General features: G+C 64.5%; 6 protein-coding genes. All 6 read left to right on the top strand.

What is annotated here, in order from left to right; genetic code table 11:
* Positions 1–109: 109 nt before the first annotated feature.
* The 6 genes from BRAS3843_RS21735 (at position 110) to BRAS3843_RS21710 (ending at position 7,215) form a co-directional block, all read left to right on the top strand.
* Positions 110–1,003 carry a branched-chain amino acid ABC transporter permease gene (locus tag BRAS3843_RS21735; protein ID WP_008971200.1) on the top strand — a complete coding sequence of 298 codons (894 nt, stop codon included), beginning with the start codon at positions 110–112 and terminating at the stop codon, positions 1,001–1,003.
* A gap of 3 nt (positions 1,004–1,006) precedes the next feature.
* A complete protein-coding gene (locus BRAS3843_RS21730) occupies positions 1,007–2,080 on the top strand; it encodes a branched-chain amino acid ABC transporter permease (protein ID WP_008971199.1) in 1,074 nt (357 codons plus the stop codon).
* Positions 2,081–2,130: 50 nt separating this feature from the next.
* Positions 2,131–3,423, top strand: coding sequence for an ABC transporter substrate-binding protein (locus BRAS3843_RS21725; protein ID WP_008971198.1), 1,293 nt, complete (start codon positions 2,131–2,133; stop codon positions 3,421–3,423).
* A 165-nt stretch (positions 3,424–3,588) separates the two neighbouring features.
* Positions 3,589–4,428 (top strand): ABC transporter ATP-binding protein, encoded by an 840-nt coding sequence (locus BRAS3843_RS21720; RefSeq protein WP_008971197.1) that lies wholly within the window; start codon positions 3,589–3,591, stop codon positions 4,426–4,428.
* 111 nt (positions 4,429–4,539) lie between these two features.
* Positions 4,540–5,763, top strand: a complete 1,224-nt coding sequence (locus tag BRAS3843_RS21715) for an AMP-binding protein (RefSeq protein WP_008971196.1) — start codon at positions 4,540–4,542, stop codon at positions 5,761–5,763.
* Positions 5,764–6,024: 261 nt separating this feature from the next.
* On the top strand, positions 6,025–7,215 hold the full coding sequence (locus BRAS3843_RS21710; protein WP_008971195.1) for a CaiB/BaiF CoA-transferase family protein: 1,191 nt from the start codon (positions 6,025–6,027) through the stop codon (positions 7,213–7,215).
* Positions 7,216–7,283: the final 68 nt, after the last annotated feature.

The following is a 7,283-nucleotide window of genomic DNA, read 5'->3' as shown; positions in this document are numbered from 1 at the left end:
GNGGTCCGTCTCCCGTTGCTCGCTCGCCGCGACAACCCCTCACCCGGCTGCGCTTCGCGCAGCCACCCCCTCCCACAAGGGGAGAGGGTCACAGCGTGCCTGTCATCCCATGAACACCGCCTTCCTCATCCAGCTCCTCGTCAATGGCCTCGTGGTCGGCACGCTCTACGGCGTGGTCGCGATGTCGTTTGTGCTGATCTACAAGGCCACGCAGGTGGTCAATTTCGCACAAGGCGAACTCCTGTTGATCGGCGCCTGGGTCTGCTGGGCGCTGCTGACAAAGTTTCAGGTCCCGTTCTGGGCCGGCATGCCGCTCACGCTCGTCTTCATGTTCGTGTTCGGCATCGCGATCCAGGTCGTGATCCTCCGGCCCATGATCGGCGAGCCGATCATCTCCGTCATCATGGTCACGATCGGGCTGTCGACCGTGTTCCAGGCGGCACTGAAATGGATGTTCGGCGTCAACCCGCAGCCGTTCCCGCCTGTGTTCGCAAGCCAGGCCATCAACCTGTTCGGCCTGCAGATCCAGACCGTCTATGTGATGAGCCTTGTCGTCTCGCTGCTGATGATGCTCGGCATGGCCTGGTTCTTCCGCGCCTCGAAATATGGGCTCGCCATGCGCGCCACCGCCTTCAACCAGCAGGTCGCACAGTCGCTCGGCATCTCCGTGAAGAACGTGTTCGCAATGGCTTGGGCGATCTCGGCCACGGTCTCGGCCGTGGCAGGTGTTGTTGTCGCCGTCGTCAACGGGGTGTCATCGGGCCTCTCCGCCTACGGCATCAAGGTGTTTCCGGCGGCGATCCTCGGCGGCCTCGATTCGATCGGCGGCGCCGTGCTGGGCGGCATCATCATCGGGCTGCTCGAAAACGTCGCGCAATATATCGACAGCCAGTATCTGCACTGGGGCAATCTCTATGAGATCGCGCCGTTCTACGTGCTGATCATCATCCTGATGATCAAGCCCTACGGCCTGTTCGGCACTCACGATATCGAGCGGATCTGATCCATGGTGGCGCGTTCAACGATTCCCGCCGGTGATTTCCGTACCTCTTATGCCGCGGACACCACGATTTTCCCGACCAGGACCAGCCGCAATTTCGCGATCGCCGGCGTGGTGCTGCTCTGCTTCGCGCCGCAGCTGATCTCCGAATATTGGCTGTCGATTGCGATCCAGATCGGCATTTTCGCGATCGCGGCGCTCGGGCTCAACATCCTGGTCGGCTTCACCGGGCAGATATCGATAGGCCACGCCGCCTTCTTCCTGCTCGGCGCCTTCACCTCGGCTTATCTCAACAACACCTACGCGATCCCGGTGTTCTTCGCGATTCCGCTCGCCGGCGTCGTCACCGCGCTGGTCGGATTGATCTTCGGCATCCCGGCCGCGCGGCTGAAGGGGCTCTACCTCGTCATCGCAACGCTCGCCGCGCAATATATCCTGCTCGACTTCTTCTCCCGCGCCGAATGGTTCTCCGGCGGCTCGGTGCCTGCCTCGGCTAATCCGTTCTCGATCTTCGGCTATGCGCTGCGCGGCGACCGGCAGTATTTCTATGTCGTGCTGGCTTATGTGCTGATCAGCTACATCCTGGTCACCAACCTGATGCGCACGCGCGACGGCCGCGCGCTGGTCGCGATCCGCGACCATTATCTCTCCGCCGAGATCATGGGCATCAACCTTACCAAATATCGCACGCTGTCGTTCGGCCTGGCCGCCTTCTTCGCCGGCATCGCGGGTGCGCTCTATGCGCACTATCAGCTCGTGATCTCGCAGGAAGGCTTCGGTATCGAGCGCTCGATCCTGTTCCTCGCCATGATCATCATCGGCGGCGCCGGCTCGATCATGGGCACCCTGATGGGGACCGCCTTCGTGGTGCTGCTGCCGGAATCGATGGAATGGATCAGCCTGCTGCTGAAGGGCAGCGCGGTCGACCGGCTGCTGTCGCTGAACAACAACATCACCTTCCTGCGCGAGATCGCGATCGGCCTGATCATCATCGCATTCCTGATGTTCGAGCCGGACGGGCTCGCGCATCGCTGGCGGCAGATCAAGGCCTATTGGAAGCTCTACCCGTTCTCACATTGAAGCCAACAGGGACCGGCAACAATCCGGCCCGGATATCAGGAGGAAGCCATATGACCATCAAATCATTGCTCGGCTCGGCAGCGCTCGCAGTTCTTGCCGCCACGTTCGCATCAGCGGCGCAGGCTGAGAGCGGCCAGATCGCGATCGGCCATCTCGAGGATCTCTCCGGCGGCACCTCCGATGTCGGCACCCCCTATGGCCAGGCCGTGGCCGACACCTTCGCCTGGGTCAACAAGAACGGCGGCATCGGCGGCAAGCAGCTTGCGGTCGACAGTAACGACTACGGCTATCAGGTGCCGCGCGCGATCGCGCTGTACAAGAAATGGTCGGCGCCGGACAACAAGGTCGCGGCCATCATGGGCTGGGGCACCGCCGACACCGAGGCGCTGACCGGCTTTCTCGCCAACGACAAGATCCCGGACCTGTCCGGCTCCTATGCCGCGGCGCTGACCGATCCGGAAGGCACCAGCGGCAAGGCCAAGCCTGCGCCCTACAATTTCTTCTACGGCCCGAGCTATTCGGACGCGCTGCGCGCCGAGCTGACCTGGGCGGCCGAGGATTGGAAGGCCAAGGGCAAGCCGGGCAAGCCGAAATTCGTCCATATGGGCGCCAATCACCCCTATCCGAATGCACCGAAGGCCGCGGGCGAAGCGATCGCGCTCGAGCTCGGCTTCGAGGTGCTGCCGCCGCTGGTGTTTGCGCTCGCGCCCGGCGACTACAGCGCCCAATGCCTGAGCCTGAAGAGCTCCGGCGCCAACTACGCCTATCTCGGCAACACCGCGGCCTCCAACATCTCGGTGATGAAGGCCTGCAAGAATGCCGGGGTCGACGTGCAGTTCCTGTCGAACGTCTGGGGCATGGATGAGAATGCGGCCAAGACCGCGGGCGATGCCGCCGATGGCGTCATCTTCCCCTTGCGCACCGCCGTGGGCTGGGGCGGCGACGCGCCGGGCATGAAGACAGTGATGGAGATCTCCAAGATGTCCGATCCCACCGGCAAGGTCTATCGCCCGGTGCACTACGTCGCCGCGGTCTGCTCAGCGCTCTACATGAAGGAAGCGATCGACTGGGCCGCGAAGAACGGCGGCGCCACCGGCGAGAACGTCGCCAAGGGCTTCTATCAGAAGAAGGACTGGGTGCCGGCCGGGATGGAAGGTGTCTGCAGTCCCTCGACCTGGACCGAGAAGGATCACCGCGGCACGCTGAAGGTCGATCTCTACCGCACGAAGGTCACCGGCCCGACCGAGGGCGATCTCAACGACCTGATGGCCAAGGGCACGATCAAGCTCGAGAAGGTCAAGACCGTCGAGCTGCCGCGCAAGCCGGAATGGCTGGGGTGGTAATCACTGAGCTGCTGCTGAGGTAGCTTGGCGGCAGCAACATGACGATCGTCATCCCCCGCGAAGGCGGGGGATCCAGTACGCCGCAGCTTCTCGATCAAGCATTGGCGTCTCTGGAATACTGGGTCCCCCGCCTGCGCGGGGGGACGACAGCAGTGGACAACCATAATGACCGAAACACTCGACATTTCGCGAACGGATGCAGGCAGCGCGGCGCCCCCGCCCCTGCTCTCGGTCCGCAACATCGAGGTCGTCTATGACGACGTGATCCTGGTGCTGCGAGGCTTGAGCCTCGACGTGCCGAAGGGCGCGATCGTCGCGCTGCTGGGAGCCAACGGCGCCGGCAAGTCGACGACGTTGAAGGCGATCTCCGGCCTGCTCAAGACCGAGGATGGCGAGGTCACGCGCGGCGAGATCCTGTTCGACGGCGCGCGCATCGACGGCATCGAGCCGGAGACGATCGTCCGCCGCGGCATCTTCCAGGTGATGGAGGGGCGCCGCATCATCGCCGACATGACCTCGCTGGAAAATCTGAAGCTCGGCGCCTTCACGCGCAGGGATCGCGCGGTCGCCTCCGATATCGAGATGGTCTTCAACTACTTTCCGCGGCTGAAGGAGCGCACCGGGCTCGCCGGCTATCTCTCCGGCGGCGAGCAGCAGATGCTGGCGATCGGACGGGCGCTGATGGCGCGGCCGAAGATGATCTTGATGGATGAGCCCTCGATGGGGCTGTCGCCGCTGCTGGTGAAAGAGGTGTTCGCCATCATCAAGGAGATCAATCGCGATCTCGGCGTCACCATCCTGCTGGTCGAGCAGAATGCGCGCGCGGCGCTGTCCGTCGCGAGCCATGGCTACATCATGGAGCAGGGCAAGGTCGTGCTCGACGGCAGCGCGGACTCCTTGCGCGACAATGAGGACGTCAAGGAGTTCTATCTCGGCGGCGCCGGCGATCAGCGCAAGAGCTTCAAGAACCTGAAGAGCTTCAAGCGGCGGAAACGATGGCTGTGAACGAGATTCATCGTCATTCCGGGGCGAGGCCAAGGGCCTCGAGCCCGGAATCTCGAGATTCCGGTCCGGTCCTTCGGACCGTCCCGGAATGACATGCCTAGGGTGAGAACAATGCCCCCCCACTACGACGCCCTCGAAACCCGTGACCCCGAAGCCCGCGAGCAGGATCTGTTCACGCGCCTTCCCACCGTGCTGCGCGCGGCCATGCAGGCGCCGGCCTATGCCGAGCGGCTGAAAGGTGTCGACCCCGGCGAGATCATCGACCGCGCGGCCCTGGCGCGGCTGCCGGTGCTGCGCAAATCGGAGCTCCCATCGCTGCACAAGGCGTCGCCGCCATTCGGCGGCTTCGTTGCGCAGCCACCCGGCACCTTCGCACGCCTGTTCACCTCGCCCGGCCCGATCTTCGAGCCCGAGACGAACCAGTACGACCCCTGGCGTGGTGCCCGCGCGCTCTACGCCAGCGGCTTTCGTCGCGACGACATCGTGCTCAACACGTTCAGCTATCATCTGACGCCAGGCGGCTTCATCTTCGATGCCTCGGCGCGCGCACTCGGCTGCGCGGTGATCCCGGCCGGCCCCGGAAATACCGAGGCGCAGTTCGAGCTGATCGAGGCCTATCGTCCGGTCGGCTATAGCGGCACGCCGGACTTCTTGAAGATTCTGCTGGATGCAGCGCAGAACGCGGGCCGCGATGTCTCCTCGATCAAGCGCGCTCTGGTCTCCGGCGCGGCGTTCCCGCCGTCGCTGCAGGCCGAGATCAAGGCGCGCGGCATCGATGCCTACCAGGCCTTCGGCACCGCCGATCTCGGCATCGTCGCCTTCGAGACTTCCGCGCGCGAGGGCATGGTGGTGAACGAGGACCTGATCGTCGAGATCGTGCGCCCCGGTACCGGCGATCCCGTGGCCGAAGGTGATGTCGGCGAGATCGTGGTGACGTCGCTCGAGCCTGAGCACCCCTGGATTCGGCTGGCGCTCGGCGACCTTACCGCCGCCCTGCCCGGCATCAGCCGCTGCGGGCGGACCAATATGCGCATCAAGGGGTGGATGGGCCGCGCCGACCAGACGACCAAGATCAAAGGCATGTTCGTGCGGCCGGAACAAGTCGCCGAGATCGGCAAGCGCCATCCGGAACTGGGACGCCTCCGCCTGGTGGTCAGCCGCGCCGGCGAAGCCGACGCGATGACCTTGCGGGCCGAATGCGCCGCGGCCGGCGCGGCCCTGCAGACTGAACTCGCAGCGACCTTGCGGAGCGTGACGAAACTCGGCGGCAACGTCGAACTGGTGGCCGAAGGATCGCTGCCGAACGATGGCAAGGTGATCGCCGACGAGCGGTAACGCTGCGCCGGCCTACCGGACCTAGTCGCTATCCCCTATCTTCCGGTTCGGTCGGTGCTCACCTCTCCCCGCACGCGGGGCGAGGTGAACCGAGGTCGCGGCGAGAGCATCGCAAGCTCTCGACTTGGACTGTTCCATCCTCGGCACGCGAGCCCTGCACCAGCATCATGAGCGGCGGCGCGCACATCGCTCACGCGCAATTGTCGCCGATGGCACCGTCTCCTATACAACCTCGTCCCGCGTCTTTCGGAGTTCTCCCGCATGGCATTTCCGCGCGCCTCGCAGGCCCTGTCCCGCTTCGTTGTGCTCGACCTGACCCGGGTCCGCGCTGGCCCGACTTGCGCACGGCAGTTCGCCGATTGGGGCGCCAATGTCATCAAGATCGACGCTGTCATGGAGGATGGGGGCGAGTCCTTGGGCGGCCCGCGCCAAGGTGCCGATTTCCAGAATCTGCACCGCAACAAGCGGGCCATGAGCCTGAACCTGAAGCATCCGAAGGGCGTCGAGACCTTCATGCGCCTCGCGGCGAAGGCCGACGTCATCATCGAGAACTACCGGCCCGATGTGAAGACCAAGCTCGGCATCGATTACGAGAGCGTGCGCAAGATCAATCCGCGCATCGTCTATGGCAGCATCTCCGGCTTCGGCCAGGATGGCCCCTACCACAAGCGCCCGGGCTTCGATCAGATCGCGCAAGGCATGGGCGGGCTGATGTCGATCACCGGGGCCCCGGGGCAGGGCCCGATGCGGGTCGGCATTCCCGTCGCCGACCTCACCGCGGGCCTGTTCTGCGCGATGGGCATCCTCACCGCACTGCTCGAGCGCGACGTCTCCGGTGAAGGCCAATGGGTGCAGACCTCGCTGTTGCAGGCGCAGATCTTCATGCTCGATTTTCAGGCCGCCCGCTGGCTGATGGAAAAAGACGTCGCGCAACAGGCCGGCAACAACCACCCGACGAGCATCCCGACCGGCGTGTTCAAGACCTCCGACGGCTATATCAACATCGCCACGACGGGGGGGCGGATCTGGGAGCGCTTCTGCCAGGTGCTCGGCGCCACCGAATGGATCGACAATCCGGATTACGCGACCGCGCCTGCACGCTCGAAGAATCGCGATGCGCTGAATGCTGCGATCAACGAACACACCGCGACCAAATCGACCGAGCAGTGGGTCAGTGAGCTGAACGCCGCCGGCGTTCCCTGCGGCCCGATCTACGCGATCGACCAGATGTTCGAGGACCCGCAGGTCAAGCATCTCGGCATGGCGCAGCCCGTGCCGAATGACGATGGACGCGAGATCACGCTCGTCGGCCAGCCCTTCGCGCTGTCGCGCACGCCGAGCCGGATGGCCGCGCGGCCGCCGGAGTTCGGCGAGCAGACCGAGGAGATCCTCTCCGAATTCGGCTTCACCGACGGCGAGATCGCCGATCTCCGGCTGCATCGGGTGGTGTGAGCGGCCAACTTCCGGCGGCCACGAACTAGGGCATGAAAACATTTTTTTGCCGCTCGAGCCGCGCGCCC

This window comes from Bradyrhizobium sp. STM 3843 (assembly GCF_000239815.1).
Classification (GTDB): domain Bacteria; phylum Pseudomonadota; class Alphaproteobacteria; order Rhizobiales; family Xanthobacteraceae; genus Bradyrhizobium.
The sequence above is the reverse complement of the archived record's forward strand: the minus strand, read 5'-3'. Positions and strand labels throughout refer to the sequence as shown.